The organism is Streptosporangium sp. G12 (assembly GCF_052983175.1).
In genome coordinates, this window is record NZ_JBRIQO010000021.1 from 98,343 (window position 1) to 118,660 (window position 20,318).

27 protein-coding genes and 1 tRNA gene are annotated in these 20,318 nt (G+C 65.7%); 1 reads left to right on the top strand and 27 read right to left on the bottom strand.

Annotated elements, in window-relative coordinates; translation table 11 throughout:
• Positions 1-321 precede the first annotated feature (321 nt).
• The 17 genes from ACVCAG_RS29670 to ACVCAG_RS29750 all read right to left on the bottom strand — a co-directional run bounded on the left by ACVCAG_RS29670 (position 322) and on the right by ACVCAG_RS29750 (position 15,063).
• Positions 322-600, bottom strand: a complete 279-nt coding sequence (locus ACVCAG_RS29670; protein ID WP_447190719.1) for a hypothetical protein — start codon at positions 598-600, stop codon at positions 322-324.
• A gap of 146 nt (positions 601-746) precedes the next feature.
• Positions 747-1,340, bottom strand: a complete 594-nt coding sequence (locus tag ACVCAG_RS29675) for a hypothetical protein (protein WP_447190720.1) — start codon at positions 1,338-1,340, stop codon at positions 747-749.
• Between the two features lie 276 nt (positions 1,341-1,616).
• Complete coding sequence (locus ACVCAG_RS29680; RefSeq protein ID WP_447190721.1) at positions 1,617-1,790, bottom strand: hypothetical protein; 174 nt, start codon at positions 1,788-1,790, stop codon at positions 1,617-1,619.
• 213 nt (positions 1,791-2,003) lie between these two features.
• Positions 2,004-2,084: transfer RNA gene (locus ACVCAG_RS29685), tRNA-Tyr, on the bottom strand.
• A 172-nt stretch (positions 2,085-2,256) separates the two neighbouring features.
• Positions 2,257-2,583 (bottom strand): hypothetical protein, encoded by a 327-nt coding sequence (locus tag ACVCAG_RS29690; RefSeq protein WP_447190722.1) that lies wholly within the window; start codon positions 2,581-2,583, stop codon positions 2,257-2,259.
• 12 nt (positions 2,584-2,595) lie between these two features.
• Positions 2,596-2,961, bottom strand: a complete 366-nt coding sequence (locus ACVCAG_RS29695; RefSeq protein WP_447190723.1) for a hypothetical protein — start codon at positions 2,959-2,961, stop codon at positions 2,596-2,598.
• Positions 2,962-3,159: 198 nt separating this feature from the next.
• Positions 3,160-3,969, bottom strand: coding sequence for a peptidoglycan recognition protein family protein (locus ACVCAG_RS29700; RefSeq protein WP_447190724.1), 810 nt, complete (start codon positions 3,967-3,969; stop codon positions 3,160-3,162).
• Entirely contained in the window at positions 3,966-4,481 is a 516-nt protein-coding gene (locus tag ACVCAG_RS29705; RefSeq protein WP_447190725.1) for a hypothetical protein, read from the bottom strand. Before ACVCAG_RS29705 ends, ACVCAG_RS29700 begins: the two co-directional genes overlap by 4 nt.
• Positions 4,435-4,929, bottom strand: coding sequence for a hypothetical protein (locus tag ACVCAG_RS29710; RefSeq protein ID WP_447190726.1), 495 nt, complete (start codon positions 4,927-4,929; stop codon positions 4,435-4,437). The genes ACVCAG_RS29705 and ACVCAG_RS29710 overlap by 47 nt, the downstream gene beginning before the upstream one ends.
• 44 nt (positions 4,930-4,973) lie before the next feature.
• The gene (locus ACVCAG_RS29715; protein WP_447190727.1) at positions 4,974-5,363 is read right to left on the bottom strand and encodes a hypothetical protein; all 390 of its coding nucleotides are present in this window, start codon (positions 5,361-5,363) and stop codon (positions 4,974-4,976) included.
• A complete protein-coding gene (locus ACVCAG_RS29720; RefSeq protein ID WP_447190728.1) occupies positions 5,356-7,194 on the bottom strand; it encodes a hypothetical protein in 1,839 nt (612 codons plus the stop codon). Before ACVCAG_RS29720 ends, ACVCAG_RS29715 begins: the two co-directional genes overlap by 8 nt.
• 18 nt (positions 7,195-7,212) lie before the next feature.
• Positions 7,213-8,163, bottom strand: a complete 951-nt coding sequence (locus ACVCAG_RS29725) for a phage distal tail protein (RefSeq protein ID WP_447190872.1) — start codon at positions 8,161-8,163, stop codon at positions 7,213-7,215.
• 135 nt (positions 8,164-8,298) lie between these two features.
• Positions 8,299-8,970, bottom strand: a complete 672-nt coding sequence (locus ACVCAG_RS29730; RefSeq protein ID WP_447190729.1) for a hypothetical protein — start codon at positions 8,968-8,970, stop codon at positions 8,299-8,301.
• Complete coding sequence (locus ACVCAG_RS29735) at positions 8,970-9,419, bottom strand: hypothetical protein (RefSeq protein WP_447190730.1); 450 nt, start codon at positions 9,417-9,419, stop codon at positions 8,970-8,972. The genes ACVCAG_RS29730 and ACVCAG_RS29735 overlap by 1 nt, the downstream gene beginning before the upstream one ends.
• A gap of 60 nt (positions 9,420-9,479) precedes the next feature.
• Positions 9,480-9,947 carry a hypothetical protein gene (locus ACVCAG_RS29740; protein WP_447190731.1) on the bottom strand — a complete coding sequence of 156 codons (468 nt, stop codon included), beginning with the start codon at positions 9,945-9,947 and terminating at the stop codon, positions 9,480-9,482.
• A 2-nt stretch (positions 9,948-9,949) separates the two neighbouring features.
• Entirely contained in the window at positions 9,950-10,174 is a 225-nt protein-coding gene (locus tag ACVCAG_RS29745) for a hypothetical protein (protein WP_447190732.1), read from the bottom strand.
• A gap of 89 nt (positions 10,175-10,263) precedes the next feature.
• Positions 10,264-15,063 (bottom strand): hypothetical protein, encoded by a 4,800-nt coding sequence (locus ACVCAG_RS29750; RefSeq protein ID WP_447190733.1) that lies wholly within the window; start codon positions 15,061-15,063, stop codon positions 10,264-10,266.
• A gap of 101 nt (positions 15,064-15,164) precedes the next feature.
• On the opposite strand from ACVCAG_RS29750, the gene ACVCAG_RS29755 reads away from it, so the two are divergent.
• Positions 15,165-15,452: a hypothetical protein gene (locus ACVCAG_RS29755; protein WP_447190734.1), complete on the top strand. Its 288-nt coding sequence runs from the start codon at positions 15,165-15,167 to the stop codon at positions 15,450-15,452.
• 379 nt (positions 15,453-15,831) lie between these two features.
• On the opposite strand, the gene ACVCAG_RS29760 is transcribed toward ACVCAG_RS29755, so the two are convergent.
• From ACVCAG_RS29760 to ACVCAG_RS29805, 10 genes are all read right to left on the bottom strand, one after another.
• A complete protein-coding gene (locus ACVCAG_RS29760; RefSeq protein ID WP_447190735.1) occupies positions 15,832-16,371 on the bottom strand; it encodes a hypothetical protein in 540 nt (179 codons plus the stop codon).
• Positions 16,372-16,860: a phage tail tube protein gene (locus ACVCAG_RS29765; RefSeq protein ID WP_447190736.1), complete on the bottom strand. Its 489-nt coding sequence runs from the start codon at positions 16,858-16,860 to the stop codon at positions 16,372-16,374. It lies immediately after the preceding gene.
• Positions 16,857-17,126, bottom strand: a complete 270-nt coding sequence (locus tag ACVCAG_RS29770; RefSeq protein WP_447190737.1) for a hypothetical protein — start codon at positions 17,124-17,126, stop codon at positions 16,857-16,859. Before ACVCAG_RS29770 ends, ACVCAG_RS29765 begins: the two co-directional genes overlap by 4 nt.
• A complete protein-coding gene (locus tag ACVCAG_RS29775; protein ID WP_447190738.1) occupies positions 17,126-17,449 on the bottom strand; it encodes a hypothetical protein in 324 nt (107 codons plus the stop codon). The genes ACVCAG_RS29770 and ACVCAG_RS29775 overlap by 1 nt, the downstream gene beginning before the upstream one ends.
• Before the next feature lie 62 nt (positions 17,450-17,511).
• Positions 17,512-17,925 carry a hypothetical protein gene (locus ACVCAG_RS29780; protein ID WP_447190739.1) on the bottom strand — a complete coding sequence of 138 codons (414 nt, stop codon included), beginning with the start codon at positions 17,923-17,925 and terminating at the stop codon, positions 17,512-17,514.
• Positions 17,922-18,314 (bottom strand): hypothetical protein, encoded by a 393-nt coding sequence (locus ACVCAG_RS29785; RefSeq protein WP_447190740.1) that lies wholly within the window; start codon positions 18,312-18,314, stop codon positions 17,922-17,924. The genes ACVCAG_RS29780 and ACVCAG_RS29785 overlap by 4 nt, the downstream gene beginning before the upstream one ends.
• Position 18,315: 1 nt before the next feature.
• Entirely contained in the window at positions 18,316-18,708 is a 393-nt protein-coding gene (locus ACVCAG_RS29790; protein WP_447190741.1) for a DUF6093 family protein, read from the bottom strand.
• The gene (locus ACVCAG_RS29795) at positions 18,705-19,304 is read right to left on the bottom strand and encodes a hypothetical protein (RefSeq protein WP_447190742.1); all 600 of its coding nucleotides are present in this window, start codon (positions 19,302-19,304) and stop codon (positions 18,705-18,707) included. Before ACVCAG_RS29795 ends, ACVCAG_RS29790 begins: the two co-directional genes overlap by 4 nt.
• Before the next feature lie 60 nt (positions 19,305-19,364).
• Entirely contained in the window at positions 19,365-19,952 is a 588-nt protein-coding gene (locus tag ACVCAG_RS29800; protein WP_447190743.1) for a hypothetical protein, read from the bottom strand.
• Positions 19,949-20,317 (bottom strand): hypothetical protein, encoded by a 369-nt coding sequence (locus ACVCAG_RS29805; protein WP_447190744.1) that lies wholly within the window; start codon positions 20,315-20,317, stop codon positions 19,949-19,951. Before ACVCAG_RS29805 ends, ACVCAG_RS29800 begins: the two co-directional genes overlap by 4 nt.
• Position 20,318: the final 1 nt, after the last annotated feature.

The window sequence follows — 20,318 nt, forward strand, 5'->3', positions numbered from 1 at the left end:
TCCGAAACGATCACGTACACGACGCCCCGCGGCAGCAAAGTGACGCTGCCCTTCCTCACCGTCGAGCAGCGCGACGCAGCGGTAGAGAACCTCTCCCCGGCAGCCACCCCTCCCGAGCCTGTGACTGCGGGCAAGGAGACGTGCTCCAACTGCGGTGGCGCAGGCGGGTACAACGAGCAGCGCACCCAGAGGACCGCAAGCGGCGGCTCTGTCGTCGTCACCGTGTGGGTGTCGTGCCGGCCATGCAAGGGCAGCGGCACCCGGTAGACGCGGAAACGCCCCGTCGCTCTCCGCGAGGAGAACGACGGGGCGTTCGCATGTTCAGTCCTTGGCCGCTGTTTGGAGCGCCATCCACGCCGCGTGCCGGTCGCGCCGCGGCTCGTCCTGCTCCCACCACGAGTGCCGGTTCAACGCCTCCAACGCATCCAAGCGGGCCCGGCGAACAGCAGCCAACTCTTCCTTCTGCTCGTCCGTCATCGCGCCTTCCAGGACCTCCTGAGAGGACGGCAGAGTAGCGATCACCTCGTGCACGCGGGTGTCTGCGGCGAAGTAGGCACGCTGTGCGTCGAGTAGGTCTTCCGGAAACTCGTAGTCGGCCATGCTCTCCCCCAGGTGGTGCGGTACCCGGAGGATCCTACGAGGGGCGTCGTGAAGGGGACGAAGCGCCCCGCCGGTCAGCGCTCGTGGCCGGGAAACACGAAAAAGCGCCGCCCTCCCGCTGGGAAGGCGGCGCTCTCGTGTACGTGCTAGTTCGCCTTCGTTGTCACGGCGGGGACGGGAGTCGGGGTTCCCTCTCCCCCGGTTGACGACGAGGACGGCGTCGGAGTGGGAGTCGGCGTCTGGGTGGGAGCCTTCGGCGGCGCCTGCGTCACCTTGCAGTCATACGCGGCGATCGCGTACCCCGGCAGGAGCTTGCAGGTGGTCCACACGGGGCCGACCTTGTAGGCGTAGATGGCGGGGAGTCCGCCGTCCTTGCCATTCGCTCCGGGGGCTCCAGCAGGCCCGGTGGGACCGGCAACGCCGGGAACACCGCGCGGCCCCTGGGTACCAGGGTCGCCCTTCGGTCCCTGCGGGCCCTGAGGCCCAGTCGCGCCGCGCGGACCCTGCTGGCCGGGACCGTTCACCGTGGTCTGGCCCTGGCCGCCCCACGAGAAGGAGAACTCGGTGGTGCGGCACTTCGCCGAGGCGTTCACGATGCGCGCGTAGCGGGTCTTCTTGTTGACGCAGGCGTACACCACGTCGCCAGGCGCCGTCTGCGCAGCTGAGGCGGTCGTGACGCTGGACAGGCCGGTCGCGAGGACAGCGGTGACCAGTAAGGCGGCAGGCGTTCTGAGACGCATAAGTGGCTCCAGGGAGGGATGAGATAGCCGTGGCGCGGCTGCACCAGATTGGCAGAAGTAGGTTCTTTGGACCGGGCCAATAGGCATTTGTTGCGACTATTCGCGTATGCGGCTTACGCGTGCCGTGTCCGGTCTGGAAACGAAGAACGCCCCCTCGTCCGGAGACGAGGGGGCGAACAGGGAGCCTCGGCTTAGCTGGCCGCACCGCCGAGACCCCACCACCAGTATGGCGGACGGGCGAGTTTGATCAGTTCATTTCGCTGCGGCGAAGAGTGATCAAACTGGCAGCGTGCGGAACTCCGCGCCGCGCTTCCGGTAGTGGTCGGCGACGAACCTCTCGTCTTTGCCGATGCTCCACCTCGCGATCGGCGCGGCGTCCACGACCCGCCCGTCCCGTGTGGCGATCCCGAACGTCGCGTGGGGTAGGCTCACCCACACCCAGCGGGTCACGCTGACCTCCCGCGAAGTTGAAAGGGGCCGAGCGGCCACTCGGCGACTCGACCCCGTAAGTGCCCTGCCTGGCCCCGACCTTCCAGCCGGGACGTGAAGCCGCACCAGGCAGAACAGCGAACGCTCCCCGCGAACCTCTGGCCGTAGACCGGCGGGCGCCCGCCGATCCTGGCCGTGTGAGGCATCTACGCGGATGCGTCCACTGCGGCTACGTGCAGGAGGACGGAGTTGAACCGCCACAGCCGAAGCGTCCGGGTTACAACCGAATGAGCTCACCACGTGCTCAGCCCCTGCATGTGGGTTCAGCCACGGCTTACGCTTGCCGACCAGTCTCGAAGACTCGCGGGGCTTCTCACCGTGGCCGAACCCATCTCGACTATCCCAGAGGGAAGAGGTGGCCTCCACCTCTTATCGCCGAGTGATCCCCGCCAGTCCCGGAGGACGACGAGGAGCGACCGCGGTCAGGCTACTGCTGCGGCTCAACCGGGGTCTCCGGCTCCTGCGGAGGCGCCACAGGGTACTCCGCGTCCAGACCCTCCAGGCCAGCCACACGGGCCTCCAGTGCGGACAGGTCCACCTCCGGGTGCTCAGCCTTGATGGCCTCGATGTCGGAACGGATGCCGTCCACGGCAGTGTCGATGCGCGCGACGAGGTTGTTGAGGTCGTCCTGCTTCGCCATGATGATCTGCACCTTTCGGATGAGATGAGACTGCGACCGCTCGATACGAGCGATCCCCTCGTTGATGAGGTCGAGGTCCTGGATGAGGTTGCGAAGGAGCCGCCAGAAGCGCACCCGTCCCACCTCCTAGGCGGCCAAGTTGTAGGCGTTCTTCGGCACGGACGTCTGCCGGATGAACACCGCGACCAGCAGGCCCACGAACGACATCAGGCCCGCGGTCTGCTCAGCGGTCGCCGACCAGCCGAACACGACGGCCAGCGAGATGATCGCCTGCGCGAAGCCGAGGATCGCGGCCTTGATGCTGCCGCCGTTGTCGACGCTGCGGGTCGAGAACGCCACCCACACACCGGCGGCGGCCATCACAGCGGCGTTGACGAGCACGACCTGCTGATCCGACCAGGGCAGCCAGAAAGCCGCCGCCATCTGAACCGCTGACGCGACGAGAGACGCGTACAGAGCCGGTTCGCCGGTGGCCTCGTTGTTGGTGTTCATGGCCCCTCCTTGGGGGTCGCCCGCCGTCGCGGCGGGAAGTCGGGTGCCCGGGTGTGGGCATGAAAAAAGCCCTGGCCGGATCGGCTCAGGGCTTCGTCTGGGGAGGCTCGTCGTCCTCAGGGGGTGGTTCGGGCTCCGGCCACAGGGCGGAGAGTCGGGCGAGGTGCGGCCACACGAGGGCGTGCAGGACGTCCACGGCTACGCCGGAGGGCTCGCCTCGGAGACGACGTCCAGGCGGACGGTAACGCTCTCGATCTCCGAACGAATCCGGCCGATCAGCGCGTCCACATCCACTGCTCCGTCCCTGGTGGCCAGGGCGTCCGCAAGAGCCTTGATGGTCGCGTTCTGCGCCTGCACCTGCGCGCTGAGAGCATCGACCTGCCCGCTCACCTTGCGCAGCCACACGCCATGGTTGGTGAGGACCGTCGCCGCCTGCCACTCGGGCTTGTCCGCACTCCCGTAGGGAACCTTGATCCGGCCGGTCCACACATCCTCAGCGCTCACGTCGTCCTCCTCGCTTGGTGATCTAGTGAAGGTGCCGTTCCGCACGAGGGCATACAGCCGATCGCCTGGACAGCTCGTACTGAAAAAGTCCCGGTGGCCCTTCACCGCGGCAGCCATGCCCTTGCCCATCAGCCAGGCGCGGAGCTGGCGAACCGCGTCGATCTGCGCGGCCGGCGGATCCTCCCCCGGGCCGGACATGAGGGTGCACGAGTACCAGGTGCTGTTACCGCCGGGCTGGGCCGCCTGCACCCGGTCAAGGCCTCGGCCCTCGAAGACCTGACCGTGCGGGCAGCAGCCGAAGCTATAGCCCACGTCCACCCAGCCGCGGTTCGCTCCCATGTGGAACTTCCGCGTGTTCTTCCAGTAGGTGACGCACGCCGAGTGCGGCTTTCCCGCCAGCCCCTGATCGGACCCGTCGTAGTGGATGACGAGGCCTTGTCGTGGGCGAGCAGGACCGGCAGCGGATGGACCCCAGCCGAACGCGTCGCGCTGCACGAACTTCACGGCGACCCCCCTCGGTGGATGATGTGCTCGTCGGGTTGCAGTCCGGCGGTGATGATCTGCTGACGCAAGTTCGCGATCATGCGTTCCATGTAATCGATCCGGGATGACATCTCGGCCATCTCCCGCTGCGCGTCCCGCAGCTGGTCACGCATCTCCTGCGAAGAGTTTCGCTCGCTCAGTAACTTCTCGCTGATCTTGTCGAGCTGCTCCTGGGTCCGCTCATGCTGGGTACGGACCCGGTCGAGTTCCTCGCGGAGCTCAGTGATCGCGTGGTCGTAGATTTCCTTGGCCCGCTGAAAAGCTTCGGACTCGACGCGGGCCCGCTCCGTCGCCGCAGTCTGCTCAGCGACTCGTTCATTGCTCTGAGCCGTGACCTTGTTCGCCTTGACACTGGCCCGGCCGGCAATGATGCCGGTTACCGCGGTACCGATCAACGCCAGTACCGCCGCAGCTATCGCAACAGTGTTACCTGGCGTCCAATCCTGCGTCGGCGTCATCAACAGGGTCAGCATCGCGTTCAGGGTGCACCGCCAAAGGAGTAGGAAGGGCGACCGGTTCAGGCCGCTCGGGGACTTTCGCGATCACATGCACGACCCTCGCGAACACGAGCCAGATCACCACTGACCACCACGCTTGCGGCACACCCCACACCCACGCCCCGATGTGCACCAGAGACCAGCCGACTTTGAGCATGCTGGCGCCGACGAACGCGTACTGGTCAGCGAACTGGAACGCCTGCACCAGGCACAGAACACCCACAACGCCCCAGATCGCACCCCACACAGGAAGCGGCAACACCGCAGCGAGAAACTGCGTCGTCGGCGAGGCGAGCGTCTCCTGCGACGGGAACGACAGCCGGTAGCACTGAACGAGATCGATCAGCGCGAGCGCCAGCAGAAACTCTCCGCGGACGCCGACACGATGTCGGACCCGGCACAGCCATGTGGGGCGAGTGGGCACGGCGAAGCCTTCCTGCGGAGGGGCAAGACGAGAGGCGAGATAGGTCAGGTGGAGAGGAATCCAGCAGCGCGGAAGCTGTTCATCAGCGCGAACAGTGCGGCGTATAGCTGGTTCAGGTCAGCGACGACCTTGTTGTAGTCCGTGGATGTCGGGTTCGCGCCGATCGTCGTTGCCGTGGGAGGCGCCGGGTTACTGACGGCGCTGGCTTGGTCGGGAATCGACTGCAGGGCTCCGCTGGCCGACAGCGCGTACAGGGTGTTCTCCTGCGCGAACAGGTGCACACCGTTGGCCGGGTTGTCGGGGGTGGGCATGTTCGGCAGGATCCAGCCTGCGCTGGCCGTGGTCAGCGGACGTCCCTTGGCGAGCGATGCCTGGTCGACGGCTCGCTGGATGTTGCGGATGTCGGCCAGCAGATCCGCAGGGAACCTATCCATCGGGGGTCTCCTGTCCTTCCAAGACGAGGTCGGCTTCTTCGAGGCCGGATTGGCGGGAGACGGGCGTGATTTTCATGCCGATGATGCGGCGCTCCCGCACTTCTCCGGCGTGCCATTCGTTGGTGAGGAAGATGCGCGCCTTGTCGCCGAGGTCGTTTGGGGTGAGCGTTGGTTCCGCGCCCAGGGCGACGGTGATCTGATCGACACGCAGCACGCCTGGTGCGACGCTCGCCCAGTAGGCGGCGTAGTCCTCCAGCGTTTGCTGGATGGTGACGCCTTGCCGGTAGATGGTGCGGTCGATCCTGGGCCACCCTGCGGCGAGGTGGGCGGTGGCTTCGTGGGCGGTGGAGACGAGCGGCACGGACTGGGTGGAGGCGTCGGCGTCGGTTTGGGGTGCGTCGCCGCGGGCCCGCCACCGGGTTGCTCCGCGCAGCGCGTCGTGCTCCTCAGACCACTCCAAGATTTCGCCGCCGTTGCGGGCGTCGGAGTAGACGTGGCGGACGTCTGCGGCGCCGAGACGGGGGTAGCCCCAGACCCATTGGCGTTGGAGGGTGCCGTCCACCACCGCAATGTTGATCATGTGTTCGAAGCCGCCATCGACCTCCGCCAGCTCCCGCAGGCGTTGCCCGTAGGAGGCGCGGTCGGAGTCGAGGTAGGTGCGGTCGCGCAGCATGCCCGACGTGCCCGCCTGCAGTTGCAGGCCGATGTTCGCCCGCGGCTGGCCCTGCATGTGGTTCAGCAGCTCACGGGCGATCGCGATCTGGTCGATCTGCGTGTACGCCAAATCGTCTTGCAGCTCCACCGACAGCAGGTACGCGTCCAGGGTGGAGCCTCTCAGCGTGATCGCCGGGGTACCTCGCCGGGACCGGGAGGGGCGGGCTCCGGTGATCCAGTACTCGCCCCACGGCTCGCCTGCCCGGATGACGTCGCACACGATGACGCCCGGCCCGGTCGTAAGGACTGAGGGGTCAGACGGGATGATCTCCTGGGCCAGTGTGCGAGCCTGCCGGTTCGGGATAGGAATGGTGCCCGTGAAGCTGCCCGGCTGCAGGATGCGCTTATCGAACGCCACCCCAGCCAAATCGATCTCGCCCAGGAAAACGCCGTCCATCAGCCGCCGGAACACATACCGGTACCGGCCCGACCCCCGCCCGGGAGCGAACGGCGGATACACCACCGGCGGCGGAGCATCGCCGCCGGTGCTGGAACTGGAGCCGATGGAAACGCTGAACCCGTGGTGGTAGTCCGCGCCGGACGCCGGGTTCGCGCCCCAGTCCGCGGCCGGAACCAAAGTCGAGGACGACAGTGCTTTCGACGCGACCGCCGCAGCGACGAATCCAGGCGCGTCCTGGGCGGTGACGAGCAGCGTGTGGCCTGCGGGCTCAGTCCACGTAAGGGCGTTGAGGTCACCGGCTTGGGCCGCTATGTAGCGCAGCAGCAGGTCATCTGCGCCGTTCGGGGTGAGCGGCGGCGACGTGAGCGGAGTGCCCTCGTTGCCTGCGACTTTGGTCGCGACGAGGTTACCGTCGGGGTTGCGGACGCAGACGACGATGACGGTGCCGTCGTTGGCAGTCTGAGTGATGCCGTAGGCGTCGGGCTCAACCCCAGTGACTTCCTTGGCCCACGTTTTGGTGACGAGGACGCCGTCGAACTGCAGGCCGCCCAGCGGTTCCCATCCGCCGCCCGTGGGGACTCCCATGGAGGCGGCGGTGCCGTCGCAGGAGTGCCACATGACGAGGATGTCGCCGGTCGCGACCCCGGCAGGGGCGGCGACGGTGAAGTTCGCCGCGCTGGAGACGGCTTTGGAGGTGGATCGGACGGTCGCCGCCACACGCCACCCCCCATCGGGTTACAGGTGGGCGTGGCGCCACAACACGTTGGCGAGTGACAAGCCGCTGCTGGTTTCGAAAGCGATGTCGCTCGTGCCGGAGCCGAGGACCCAGTCCTGCACCGGGACGCTCGTGCCGGTCAGGGAGGACATGCGGTTGACGCCATCGACGGTGACGGTGCCGGCGTCGGGGTCGATCTCCAGCAGCTCATCTGCGCCCACGGTGAGGTCGAATTCGATGACCCTGCCGAGGGTGTGGTTGGTGAGGATCGGGTGAGGTGCCGGCCCCGGTATGCGGATCAGCGGGTGGGTCGCGGCGTTACCGGAGTTGGAGACGGACACGCCGCCGCCGTCCGGCACGACGACGGACTGCAGTTCCAGCCCGTATTTGCGGGGGTCGGAGCAGGCGATCAGGACGCTCACCGATGGCAGGCCTACGGAGTAGTCGCCGTCCATGCTGGTGTCGCGGTCCACGATCGCGCCGTAGGCCAGCAGCGGCTCGCCGTAGCCGCGGATCACCAGCGGCCATTCGGTTTCGTCCTCGAGGAGGCCGGTGACTGCGTCGAGGTCACGCAGCAGAGAATCAACCTGGGTGGGGTCGCCTGCGGATTGGATTTGCAGGCGGATCGTGACGAGCCGTTGCTGCGCCAACCTGCGTCCTGGCCACGCGCCATGCCGTGAGGGGCGCTCCACGTTGAGGTTGTCGATGCCGGGCAGCCCGGTCCAGCCGTCGATCTGCCGCACCCGGACGTTCGTGCCGGTGCCCCACAGGACACCGTTCCACTCGACTTGGCCGACGTCGTTGATCTGGTCGCCTGGCTGCGACGGAACGGTGGGGGTGAACGCGGGGAACGCCCACTCGGTGGAGAACACGCCGAGGGGGAGGGTGACCCCGACCTGCGGTGCCAGGGCGGGAAAATCCCACGAGGTGGAGAACGCTCCAAGGGAGACGTTGATCGACGGCGTGACCACCGTCAAGCTGGGGAATTCCCACGAGGTGGAGAACGAGCCGAGCGGCGCCGTGGTGTGAACCGATCGGCTGGGCGGGCCAACCTGCCGGATAGGTGCTGGAGATCCGCGACCGAACCGAGCCACGCAAACCCCCTATTACCAGCGCGAGGCGCGGTGGATTGCTGTTGCGGCGATCAACGTGGAGCGGGGTGGTGGATCCACCGCAGGACCAATCGGCCCCTCATCGGACACCGCGAAATCGTCGAAATAGGAGATCGCGGTGGTGCCGCTGAGACGGATCACCTCTTGGGTGGCGACAGCACCTGCGAGGTTCGTTGCGGTGCTCGCGGTCGCGGTCGGCGTGTCGGAGTCCGCGTCGTTGTACAGCCACGCCTCAGCGCCGGTCGTGGTGGAAAACCGGGCCTCAATCCGGATCCACTGGTTAAGGGCGATCGCGCCGGCCATGTTGACGGTGGCGCCACCACACACCAAATCCAGGTTGCCGTTGACTTTGGTGTTGAGCCCGCCTCGGTACGTGCCGGAGGCGTCTACGGCGTCCCACAGCCTCACCAGCGACTCAGCGGCGTGGTTTGGTAGCCACGCATATACCCGAAGGTAGAACGCCGACGACGACAGCTCGTAGCCGATCGCAGTGAACGACGAGGCCGGAAACCGCGCTGACAGGGTGCCGCTGTGAGCTTGGGCGTTGGAAAACACCGGGGCGCCGTTGACGTGGCCGAGCGCGGCGCCAGACAGACCGCCAGAGTTTCCGGTGGTAATCGTCGTGGAGTTCGTGCCGCCATTGAAATTATTGGCCAGAACCGTCATTAGTGGCCTTCGCGCCAGTACACCTGCGCAGTCACCGGCACCGTCGCCGTAGCTGTGACAGTCAGGCCCAGGCGCCCGGAGGTGGGGACGACGATCTCATCACCGAGCGGAATGTATTCGGCCATGCCGGTCTGCGGGTGAATCTCCTGCGTGAACAGCAGATCCCCGCTGGTGGGCTCGGTGCCGGAGAACGTGATGTTCGCCGTCGCGGTCGCCGTTACCCCGGAGGAGTCGACGGAGGCAACGGTGGCGGTGCCGCCGCTGGTGCCCGCCGTGGTCTGCCGCACGAGGCGGATCCGGATCGGCTCGGCAACCGAGCTGGTGCCCTTGCAGGAGATGCGGATGCCGTACACGCCGAGACGCTGCGAGGATGCGGCGACGATCTGTAGGAGTGTTTTGGTGGATGTGCCGGAGGCGACGCCCTCGACGGCAGCGGTGTATCGAGCCACGTGATCGGCCCCTTTCAAGCAGAAAGCCCCGCTCGGTGGCGGGGCTGAGAAGGTGAACCGTCAGGTGGAGACGAGGTTGGACTGGGCGATGCCATCAGAGTGCAGAGTTAGGGAGAATGTCCCATCCTGGCTTGAGTACGCTTGCCCGAAGTTACGGAAAAGAACAGCTCTATTACTCAGCGACGCTGCGTAAATGAGGCAGCCCTTCGCATCCGGAATCGTGGACGACGACCACGACACGTTCGCGAAATCCCACCGCACCCACCCATCAGCCGACGGGTGCTCCTCGAACACCACCGACGTCAACGCGATCCCGCCCGCGGTGTAGCCGGCGCCGGCAACCTCGCCCGAGTTGAACGGCGCCGACCCGTACGCCGGGTTCGTCTGCGAGAAATCCACCGTGATCGAGTCTTGGAACAACGCCAGTTTGAACGCGCCCGCCGACCCATCCGAAAGGTCCAACGCGACGTCGTTGTTCATCGCCTTCACGAACGTGTCGACGAACCAGCCATCAGCAACAATCGCCACGGTCAGCCCCTCAGCCGGATCTCAACGTCACGGCGGCCGTCGCCGTGCTCACGCGTCATGTGGCCCAGCTGGTCGACGGTTTCCTGGTAGAGGACACCGTCGGGGCGGCGCTTCGTGGACCGTTGATCGCGGGTCGCCCACGTGCGGCCCTTCGGGAGGACCTGCAGCGTTTTACGGCGCAGCCACTCCCCGTAGGTCAGCCCGGAGGCCGGGTCGTATTCGGACACGCCGAACCGCCTCTCGTCTGGGAAAGGAAAGGCCCCGAGCAGAACAGCTCGGGACCTGGAAAAGCGTGGAACAGGCTGGGAAATGCGGGTCAGCCGCGTTCGCCGATCTTGAACGACAGGCGGGTGGCGACCTCGTCAGCGCTCATGTGCTCGGTCGTGTTGAAGTTCTCGATGTTCAACAACGGACCCGACGAAGCAGCGGAAGTCTGCGGCGGAGGCGCCCACCCTGACTGCGACATCTGCACCGGCCTGCTGGTCGTAGACCAGTTACTGCCGCCGGACATCACCACGCCGGACCCAGCGGCGCTGGTATGACCGGCAATGGTGTTCAACATGATCTTCTTCTGCTCGGCTGCGGTCTTCGCACCCGACGAGCGGGGACTACGCTCATCACCCTTCGACCCCGTGCCGCCCTTCGCATCACCAGACGCCGCAGCTGAGATCGCGTCCCCGAGCAGGGTGACCGCGTCCGTCAGCGGCGGCACCTGCTCAGCGATGACCTCACCCCACCCGGTCACCTCACCTGCGAGATGGCCGGTGATCTCCCCCACACCAGTCAACGATTGGGTTAGGGTGCCGGCGTCTCCGAGAGTGGCGTCCAAAGTCGACGTGGCCCCGCCGAGAGACCCGGTCAGGTCCAGCGCGGTCGTATCCAGGGCGGAGCGCAGCGCATCGATGCCAGTGACGGTCACCATCGCCGCACCGCCGCCGGAGAACGAACCTCCGCTAGCGCCGCTGGTGGAGCCTGCGGTGTTGACGCCGACCTTCTCCGGCACCACCGCCATCCCCATGATCCCCGCAGCCTCCTGCAAGATCTTCAGGCCGCGGTCGCGCTTTCCGGTGGAGAGCGGGATGTAGGCCTCCATGCCGGCTTCGCCGAACACGACGTCCGGCCCAGCCCTACCGGAGATCATGTACGGAGAACTAGCGATCATCGCCGCAGGAGACGAGCCCAGCGAGCGAATACCACCAGAGGCCATGTACTGGCGGCCATCAGCGTTGTAAATACCGCCGTACGCCCTCGGCGCGGCCGGCGCCCTGATACCGATCGGCAATTCAAGCTTGATGCCCAGGAGCTGCTTCGCGAAGGCGTACGCCTTGTCCAACGCCTCCTTCGTATCAAGCTCGATCTTGACTTGCTTATCTTTGAGTTTGTCCAGCTCAGCCTTGAAGTTCTTCGACCCGCCAGCAGCCTTATCCGCCATCTCACGGGAGAGGCCGAACTTCTCCGCCAGCTGGTAGACCTGCTCCTTCGCCTCCGCTGACTTGCCGGCCAACTCCATCAGCCTGGGTAGCTGCTCCGCGACCTTGATCGTGGCATCGCCGGTCCGCCCGGACAGTTTCTCCTGAGCCTCGGCACCCGTACCGACCTTCTCCAGGTAACCGCTGAATGCCTCACGCGCCAAGATCACGGCGTCGCGTTGCTTGTCGGTCATCTGCGTGTTGAAGTCAAGCTTGCCGCTCGACGCTTCAATCGCTGCCGCCGCGTCCCGGTATGCGGTTTCCATGTTGCGGACCGCCTGCAGAGCGTCCGTACGGGCCGCGAAGGTGTCCAGCGACGCTTGGAGCCCATCGACCTTTTGCTTCGCCGCGTCGATGCCGCCGGCCGCCTCGTTCGAAGCCACGCCGGCAGTAGTCATGGCCTGCGAATACTGCGGGAAGACGTCCTTCAATGCTGACACCGGGACGCCCATTGCCTGGGCTTCCTTGGTCAGCCGCGCGAAGGCTTGCTCAGCCTCACCCGCCCGGCCCGAGCTCACGAGATTCGCGAGCTCCTGGTCTATGAACCCGATCTGCTCAGCCGACTTGTCGAACTCCGTCGTGCCGAGCGTCACCGTGTTCATCAGCCCCAGGTATGAGGACTTAAAGCTCTCCAATGGGCCTGGGTTCGCCAGTCGGCTAATGGCCTCCCGGAACGACTCGCTTGTTCCACTGGCACGCCCGAGCGCTTCGTCCCATGAGCCGACGTCCGTGACAACGGCGCCGAGGGAGTCGCCCCACTGTTCGGCGAGCTTCCCACTCAGTTGCCCGGTCTTCGCAAACTCCGTCAGCTCGGACGACATCGCTCCGAGTTTCGTGTCCAGACCGGTGAGCTGGTTGTCCAGCATGCCCAGTCCAGTCGTTACTGCCAAGGCTCCAGCCGCAGCTCCGCCCAACTCTCCGAGGCCCGCAAGCTTGCCCTTGTTGCGGGTCGCGGCATCGCCGGCCTTGTCGATACCGCCAGCGAGGGTGGACCACACACCTGCTGCTGCGCTGACGGCCTGGTAGCCCTTCACCGCGACGATCAGTCCGCCGATAGCGAGAGCCACCGCTTCGATCTGGCCAGGTGAGAGCTTGTTGAGGTTCTCGGCCAGCAACACGAATACACCCAGCTTGAGGCTCATGCCAAGCTTGACCGCCGCGACGATCAACCCGAGCGCCTTAGCGACCGCTTCGTACTGCTCCGGGGTCATCTTCGCGAGCGCCGCTGAGACGCCCACGAGGAAGTCCAGCAGACCAGCCCCCGGGTCGGACGCACCGGACAAAATGTTCCCGATGGCCGTACCGAGGTTGCCCAGCAGTTCTTGGACCTTGGGCGCGTTTGCCTCCACATAGGCCATGAACTTCGCGAAACCGGTATCCGTCGAGAGACCCTGACCCCAGTTTTCGAACTCTTGAGTGATGTCCTTCAGCCAGGTCATGAGGTCAGCGGTTTTAGGCGCCATCGCTTCGAAGATCCCGGCGACACCTCCGAGGAGGTTGCCTACCGAGGTGCCGAGGCCGTCAATGGCCAGCGGCGCCATCCTGGTCATCGTGTCGAAGAACTCAGTCCACTGCTCGCCCTTGAGGCCCGCGTTGGCCTTCTCCGCGAGCGTACCCAGCGCGAATGCCGACGCCTTGATAAGTGGCGTGCCGACCTCCATACCAGTAGTCAGCAGATCCATGCCGGATCGAATCGTGGGGAAAATGGCTGGCTGGAGGCTCTGCTGCCACTTCTCGTAGGTGTCGGTGAAAGCCTTGATGTCCTTGGCAAGCTGTCGCTCTTCTTTGCTGAGCTTGCTCATCTTGGTCGCAGCACCGCCAGCGGCAGCACCGGCCTGCTCCATGGCCGCCTTCTGCTGAAGCTGCTCGACCCTTAACGCCTGACGAGCGCGAAGCTCGTCACGCTGCGCCTTGATCACAGCTTGCTGCGCTTCGGCCACCTTGCGCTGAGCGTCGCCAATGTCACGCAGAGCACGAGCCGCGTCCTGGCTCGCCTGAGCCGCATCACGCTGAGCAGCCGCAACGCCCTGAGCGGCCTGTGCCTGCGCCTCTCCTACAGCCTGAGCCGCCTCCGCTTCACGACGCTGAGCGTCGATGAGCCTTTCCTTCGCGGCCGTGACCTCATCGCTGCCCTCGACGCCTTTGCGGTCCGATTCGGCCTTTTCCTTGGTGAGGTCGCCGTTGCGTTCACGGACCTCTTCGAGGCGCTGCAGCGCCTCCCGGTAGGCGAGGTCGGCTTCGCGTTTGGACAGGTCCGTGGACTTCGGGTCGGCGTTGATCGCGTCCAGGCGCATTTTGGCGCGCTCGATCGCGATATTCGCACCCTCTTCGTCCAGCGCCCCACGCTTGGTCGCCAACTCAAGATCTTCGATGCGTTCGATGGCCCGCTCACGTGCCCGCGTGAGATCTTCCACGGCCATCTGGGTGGCGCGGTGGGCGTCGGCCAAGGATCGTTCGGCTGCGCTTACCCGCGCGGCTCCGGCAGCCTGCGCCTCACTGACCCGCTCAGCCGCCAGGGCGGCATTCTCCTGAGCCGTTCGGTACGCCTCCTGCGCGTCTCTGACATTCCTCAGCGCATCGCGGACTCCCTGCTGAGCAGTTTTGACCGCCGTAGCAGAGTCCTTAACCCGGTCCTGCGCCTGCGCTAATGACAGCGCCTTGGCCGCAGCCTCAGCCGCCGCCTGGGCAGCCGACTTCATGGCGCCACCCGCACCACCCGCTGCGCTCTCAGTCTCCTTGAGCGCCTCGTTCACGCGGCCAATCGCCGGCACCGCAGCAGCGGCGAAACCTACGGCGCCCAAGCCGGCGGCGGAAAGAGCACCACCGAGCACACCCACGCCGATGCTGATCGTCGCCGCTGCAGGCAGGGACGCGACCGCAGCAGCGACCGCAGCAATGACGAGCAATGCCCGAGAACCATCTGCGGTAATGCTGATATTGGCCGAGCGTCCGCTCATCCGGGACGTCTCAGTGCTGACAGCCCGGATCTGCGCCAGTGCCTGCGCGGTGTCCGCGCGCACCTTCACATCAGCGGAGGTGGCGTTAAGACGCTGCAGATCGCGCTGAATCGCGGACAGCTCCGCTTTGGCCGCGCCGGCATCCAGGTCGACGCCGATCCTGCGACGAGCGTTGAGCTCGTCCAAGCGTCGGCGAAGGTCGGCTACCTCCTGTTGCGCCTGCGCGGTATCAGCATCGACGTCTACCCGGGCGGACTCGCCGCTGATCCGGTCGACCTCTTGCTGGATTCCTCGCAGTTGCGTCAGAGCCGCCCCGATATCAGCCCGCACCTCGAACGAGGCGCCACGCTCAACCTCTGCGAGCTCCCTTTGAAGGGTGGACATCTCGATGAGCGCCTGGGTGACATCAGCATCGACCTCGATGTCCTTCGCAGCCAGCTTCTCCAGCTTCGCGCGGAGCTCCGCGACCTTGATCTCCGCAGGCTTGGAGTTGGCGTCGATCTCGATCTTCGGGAGCTTCTTCGTGGCGTCTTCGAGCTTCTTCCGCATGCCCGCCGCGAACCCAGCGGTCTCGGTGAGCTTGCGGTTGACGCCCGTCAGGTTGCGCTGGATTCCCTTACTGCCCGCTTCGAATTCCGCGATCTTGAGGCGGACTCTGATACTGACGCTGCGCTCCGCGATCGGACTCACCACCTATCAGTTAAGGAATGAGTCGTTATGACGGCGTGCCGGGATGCGGCGTGGGATCATCACCAGCGGATCGGGGGATCTCGGAAAAGTGAGGAGTCCCCGTGGCCTGGAATGAAGTCCTTGCCTTGGCCGCAGCAGTAGGCATCGGCGGGTTTCTCGCTTGGCGAGCAGCCGCCCTTCTGAAGCGATGGGCGAAAGGCGTCGGCGGAGTCGAGCCGCCCGACCTCGTACAGCGCCTGGACGCCAAGTTCAACGGCGACCGCGAGGTCACCTGGCGTCTACGAGGCGGCTTCATCTATCTCGAAGACCTCGTCACAGCCGCCGGCACCAGGGGATATCGCTTCGTAGGTGAGGTCAACGGTGAGGCGATTTTTCAGCGCAACTACTAGCAGTCGCAGGCTTTCTCAATGTGCCTCAGTAGCGCCCCTGGCCGTTTGACGTTGTCTTTCGCCGCGGCGTCCTGCGCCCGAATGAGCGCATCACATGCCTGGCAGCGGGCAGGGGCAGGCACCTTGTAGGTGTGGACCGGCCTACCGTTCGCCATTTCTGTGGTCTCATCCAGTGGTAGACCACACGGGCCTGGACACCGCGTGTTCTGCTCGCGCAGGTAAGCGGTGTGCCAGGCCACGTCTTCCTCTGTCCACTCCGGTTCCCGTGTGGTGACGGAGCGAACCAGTCGGCCTTGCTTGTCGTAGTGGTGCCGCGTGATCTCCCTCGGCTCACGGCCGAGCAACCGACTCCGCGGGATGCGGAGGGCGTGGGCGAGCGTCAGCTCCTCGTGGAGCTCCGCAGAATCCCGGAGGCGGCGGATGAGGAAGGGATGTCATGCTTCACCCTGTTCAGCAGGAATACCTGCTGCCATAGGGTGTCCCACTGGCCCTGGGTGAGGATCTCGTCAACGAGTTCTTCCACTTCGGGGATGCTCATCTGCGGGTCCAGGCAGCATGCGGCGACCGCGGCGATGGGCCCGGTTTCCAGGTTGCACATGCCGCCCTCGGCCTTGTCTTCGGGCCGAGGCGGGTGCTTGGCCATAAGGTCTCGCCACTGGGTGCGCGGTAGGGCGCGCAGCCGGAACACGGTGACCTCGTCTGCCATCTGCTGACGTAGAGCCTCGATCTTCTCGGCGAGGGCCCGCTCCTCTGCGCTCGCTCCGCCAGCCATCGTTCTGGGGCCTTCGGGGCGGGCGCTGATCTCCTCCAGTTGGCGGACGAGGTCTTCGAAGGTGCCTTGCAGGTCACCTGTCAGGCACAGAGGGACTGACCTCTCGGGCAGCTTGGCCTTGGCCTTGATGTCTGCGAACTTGGCCACCTACGCCGCCACGGTGGAGTCGATGTTGTACGTCGAAGAGGCGAACATTTTGATCATGAACTTCTCGTACGACTCACGCTCGATCGGCACCTTACGACGCTCACCACAGGTCACGCCGTACACGTCCACCTTCTGCGATGCCGCATACCCGGTCGTCGCGGCCATGGCCGTACGCACCACCAGGTAGCCGGCGGTGCCGCGGACCATAACCGACCACATGCGGTCAGACGCTGGCGAAGAGTCCCGGTACCCGGTCAGCTCGATGTTCGCCTTGATACGCCCCGGACCTTCGAAGTCCTGAACGGACGCCAGAGTGGGGCCGGTCACCACACCCTCGTCGAACTCGATGCTCAGGCCATCGTCGGTGAGGGTGTTCTCCAGCGGGACAATGCCGACCGCAGTCAGTTCCGCCACCGTCGGCGCGGTGATGGAGGCGATGCTGGGCACGAACGTCACCTTGGTGTTGCCGTCAGTCAGAATCTGGCTCATCGGGGACCTGCTCCTTCAACGTTCTGGGCAGGCCGCGAGGCCGCCTTCCTTGGGGTGGTGGGGGTGCCGGGCTCCTCCGGCGGAGTGGGCTCACCAGAGGTGGGCTGCGCCACGCCTGAGGAGGTGTCGCCAGGGGCAGGCTTGGCGTCCGGTTCAGGGGCAGGGCCGACGATCGTGTAGCCCTCGCGGTGCTCCCAGAACGGCAGCGCGGACTCGTCGATCTCGATCTCACGGGTGGCCGGGTCCCGGACCACGTAGCGGCCCATCAGTGGCGCTCGTAGATGAAGGTGACGCTCGGCGTAGCCGACCACGTCAGCGAGATCAGGCCGTCTGCTGGGTCGATGTACACCGGCAGCATGAGCGCCGCCTTAGTGACGCCCGCCCCCACAGTGATCACCGGGTCAGGGTTGGGCTGCCCGTATGAGTTGTTGCCGACGACGGTGATCGTCGCGGTGATCGAGCCGCCGGAGTCATTGGTGATCCGCAGGATTGCGTTCGTGTCGTAGTTGAGCTTGTCGCCGGCTGCGGCGGTCCTCGGCGTCAAGACCACGCCTGCGGCAGTGATCGGTTCAGCAGTGTAGGTAGCCATCTACGGGCTCTCCTCAAGGCATGAAAAAAGCCCGCACGTGGCGGGCCGGAATGGGTGAAAGATCAGAGTGGATCGGAGCGGCTCAGATACTGAGCTGTGGCGTAGAACAGGCCTGTGCTCGCGTCGTCTCTACGAATGGGTTGCGAGTCCTCTTCGATCGCAGGCCACACTCGGCGACCCGCCACAGTGGGGACTGCGGTAAGCAGGGCATAGGCGACCTTGTCCGCCACCCACATAGCCTGTTCGGGATCGGTACCGACGGATGTGATCTGGTAGCGAAGCTCATCAGGGCCGTTGTTGGTGAGGGTCCGGTGAAATGCCGACTTCATGCCGGTGTCCGGGTACATGACCGCGTACTTCGCCGGTCGAGCATCTGGCGCTTCAGCCCAGTACACGGGGCATGTGGCGCCAAGCGCGGTGTTCAACATGGCCAGCAGGGCTTTAACGAGGGACCGGGACTCAAGCGGAGCGTTCACCGAAGAAACTCCGCCGCGATTTTCTTGACCGCAGCTTCGAACGGCGCTTCGATCCCAGCCACTGCTCGTGCGCCATCGAGGTGCGGCGGCTGAGTCGGGCCGCCGTACTCGAAACCTGCACCCATCCCGCCCTGCGGCAAGGCCGACTCGGGGCCGACCTCCCAATCAGGGCCGTCGAGTACGAACTTCTGCTCAGCCGTGATCGATCGCGGGTAGTGCTTGCCGTGCTCGCGGGCAGTCGACCGGGCGTTCTTCCGCCAGTCTTTCTTTAGCTTTTCCGCGAACTCTTTAGCGACCGGGTATGCCTTCTCCGCCAGCCGGTGCGCGTCGGCTTCAACGTCTGCTTCCAATTTCAGCAGGTCCGAGAAGTCCAGCTCGTAATTAGCCACGTCACCCCTCGTTGTCCTCGACGAGGATCCGCCGCGTTGTTGAGGTGCCAGCAAGAGAGACGCCGATGACTTCGAGGTGTCGGCCGATCAGCCACGCGTCATCGGATGCGGTGACTGTGACCCGGTCTTCGCGGTGAAACTCGGGCTCGACATCCCAGGGGAATCCGACGGTGTATTGGTGCAGGGTGACTTCGTGTTCGCCCCACACCGTTTCGCTGGGTGATCGCGGCTTGACCCGGCAGATACCGGTGTGGATGACAGCCCATGCCTGCACGGTCTCGCCGGTGTCCTCGTCGAAGATGGGGTCACCGTTTTTACGCTCGACCGTGCAGGTGTCTCGCATGAGCTTCAGGGCTGCGGCCCGCCCGCGGGCGAGAACCCCGTCGATACTCATCGGGTCCTCACTGCGTATGCCGAGGGTGGCGACCCGAGGAATGCACGCAACTCAGCCTCCTCGCCCGGCAGAAGACCCGAAGCAGCATCAAGTGCCTCGACCGCGTAGGTCACGGAGTAGTCGTCGATGGATTCGGACCTGACGCCTGCTTCCATGCCGCCGCTTGCCGGCACGGATCCGATCCGGGCTGCGACAGAGCAAACCAGATCAAGGAGCTCGTCAGGGATAGTGGTCCAGCCGTGCGTGTAGGTGACCATGACGTCAGTCGGCCAGCACGCCCAGGCGGGCAGGGTGGTTGTGGGTGAGGTGTTGATGCCGTGGATTCGGTCTCGGCCGTCCCACCGCCATCCCGTCACGGCGGCGCCGCCGTCCTCAGCGAGCTGAGTGACGGACGTGACTGCGGTGATGGGATTGCCGAGCAGCACCGCAGTACCGTCTTCGACCCGCACGCGGACCGTGGACGTGATGCTGCTGATGTGCTGCCTGGCTGCCCGCCGGATTCGGGCGGACGCCCGCCTCAGGAGCGCCTCTGCCTCGCCTGCGGGCAGGGTGTAGCCGAGCCTGACCGCGTCCACCGTTGAGGCGAGCGCAGTCACGGCATAGTCCTCACCGGGAAATGAGTGGTGGTCTCCACCCGGGCACCTCCAGAAGGTTGCCTAGGAGATGATGACCAGCGGGCACTTCGCGACGGCGGTCTGCGTGCCGGTCGTCGCCGGGGCAGTGCCGGCCAGGGAGGACCCGAAGGTGAATCCCGGGGCGAGACTGTTGGTGTGCACCGACGCGGTGGCCGTGACGATCGGCGCGCACCCGATGAGGGTCTGCACCGTGGACGCCGTGGTGGAGGTGGCGACGATGTACCAGCCGTCAGCGGCCACGGTGTACGGGGTTGACAGGGCGAGCTTCTTCGCCGTGTTCGCTGCCCACGCTGCGGACGTCTGGTCAGCGGACTGCGCGATCAGCGCACCCGCGGGGCTGTACAGGGCGTGCCACCAGTTCGTCAGGGTGGCCGCCGCGGTGTTGCCCGACACGAACGTGATGTTCGTGACCACGTCGGTCTTTCGCAGGAAAATCCTGGTGCCGATCGCGACACCGGTACCGGTCGCGGTCAGGTCGCTAGTGCACTGGGTGACGGCGATGTTGCTTCGGACGAACGAGTCCTGGTCCACGCCGGGCAGCGCGTTGTAGGGGTAGTCGAGCGCGGGGCTGTCCGGGACAACGCGCGGGTATCGGCCGAGGGTCGTCACTTGCCGTCCTCCTTGGTGCTCGTGCGGCGGCCGGAGGTGCTGGTCTTCTTGGCCTCCGCGTCCTTGGCGTCCTTGATCTCGTCCGCGATCTCAGACGGGGTGGGCTCGGCCTTCTCAGCGCCCACGGAGGTGCCAGGCGAGTGCTGCAGGTTGTCCGGTCCGCTGCCGGGCGACGAGGCACCCTCGGACACGACAGCGTCCTCGCCCTTGCCTCCGTCGAGCTTCTCGACGCCATAGCCCTTACGCAGGAAATAGTTCAACACCCTCGCCGCAGGGTCGTTGACCAGGCCCTCACCGTGAGCGAACGCGACGCCGGCGACTTCGCCAGTCCAGCGGGGCTCCGGGGTAGTGATCAGGTATCGCATG